General features: G+C 60.5%; 1 protein-coding gene. It reads right to left on the bottom strand.

Features of this window, described 5'->3' with window-relative positions:
• The coding region (locus MPJ51_RS21395; RefSeq protein ID WP_298391033.1) for a hypothetical protein at positions 1-1,894 on the bottom strand (1,894 nt) is incomplete at both ends.

Raw genomic sequence — 1,894 nt, 5'->3', positions numbered from 1 at the left:
GCCAGGAAATTCGCGCGGCTCAGATCTTCGGCCTGCACGCCAACCAGCGTGGTGATGTTGCCGCCATTGCCAAACACCTCAATCTCTAGATCACCATTCACCTCGCGAATATCGACCTGAGCACCATTCAGCGCGTTGAAATCAAAATTGTCCTGAGTGGTATCGAACCCTTCGATCCGGGTTTGAGCGCCCCAGTTCCAATTGATCTCGACCGTGTCCGGCCCGTCGCCCAGAACCACCGTTCCGTCCGACGGTGAGTCGCTGGGCATAGCGTCGGGAACGTCCCCCTCGCCAGCATCAGGTGCCGAAGCACTTCCCGTCAGATCGCCCGTGCGGGTCTGATGCCCGTCGGTGGTCGCCCCGTCTGGCGCTTCGGGCGTCAGCAGGACCGTCCGATCGACCAGGGTTACATCGTCCTGATCGAAACCGAACGGTGTTTCCAGATTGTCCTCCATCACCTGATCGAAATGGAACTCGACCAGCCCGGGCACCAGATCCGCCGTGGTGACGCCGGTAAAAGTAAAGCTCTGACCGCTGGGCAGGGTCGAGATGACAAGGCCCGCATCCGTATCTTCGACCGTCAACCGCTCACGCGTGCCGAAATAGAGGAAGCTGATCTTCATCGTGGTCGGGTCGAAATTGTCGATGACTTCGGATCGGCCATATTCATGACTGCGGATATAGACGGTGTCTGTCTCACGCGGCCCGACGCCTTGTTCCCACGAGACGACCGCCCCCAGATCCTGCCGCAGGTGTTCGTTGCCGACCACGCCGAAACTGTCGATTGTCACATCCCGGTAGCTGATGCCCTGAACGATCTGTGCCGCGTCCGACCAGGGGCTGTCGATCACGATCTCTCCGTCCGGGGATTTCGTCAAAATCAACCCGTGGACCGAGGCGTTGCCGAAATCCAGCTGATCGGTGGCCGGGTCAAACCCGGTGATGTCATCGGCGTTGATATCGGCCTTGAAAACCCGCCCACCGCTATCGGTGTCGCCGGTCACCTCGGGCGGGTGTGACCCGTCTGTGTCATCGGTCAGGGTATACCCGCCGGTGGTGGGGATGGAGGTATCCTGGCCCAGCACACTGGCGATCTCATTCAGAACGCCCTGGTCGTCGGCCGAGAAGTTGCCGATGCTCAGATCCTCAAGTCCGATGCCGGTAAAGACGGTCTGAGTGGTGACCCCATCAACGGTGATACTGATCCGAACGGTCAGGCCAAGCGCATCGCCGGATTCCTCGAAAATCTCGAAATCACTGGCCGAGACGGAGGGGTCGATTTCGATGACATCCCCCATCGCGGGGCGGAACCCGTCGATGACCTGCGCCGGACTGTCGTAGCCGATGAGCACATGCATATGATCGTGGCCGCCCTCGGGGCCATGATCCTCTGTATCCGCGCTATGAATCAGCGTGGCCAATTCGTTCCGCGCGGTGGTGTCCAGTGCGTGGATATTGCTGCCCTCAAGCATGGCCAGCGTTACCCCTTGCAGGGTGATCGTCTGGTTGTTCGACGGCACCGCAATAACGACCGAGCCGTCAACTTCGGAAATCTCAAGCGCATCTGCCCTGATCCAGTCGATGAAAATCGTGTCGGTGGCGGGGGTAAAGTCGTTCACGACCGTGTTTGATCCCCAGGCCCAGGTCACCACGATATCCGCGTTTTCCTTGGTAATATGCGGATTGTCGAACGCATGGCCCGAGCCCTGCGGGGCCGGATCCGGGTCGGGCAGGGGTTCGGGTGCCGGGTCAGGTGCTGGTTCCGGATCAGGCTCAGGCGTCGGATCAGGGTCCGGCGCTGGCTCGGGTTCCGGGGTGTCTCCGCCGATCAGGCTCAGGATTTCCTGCGCCGCCGTGTCGTCCAGAATGGTGAAATTCGCCGCAGACAATTCGG

This window comes from Ruegeria sp. (assembly GCF_028066395.1).
Taxonomy (GTDB): domain Bacteria; phylum Pseudomonadota; class Alphaproteobacteria; order Rhodobacterales; family Rhodobacteraceae; genus Ruegeria.
This window is presented reverse-complemented; position numbering and strand designations above follow the sequence as displayed.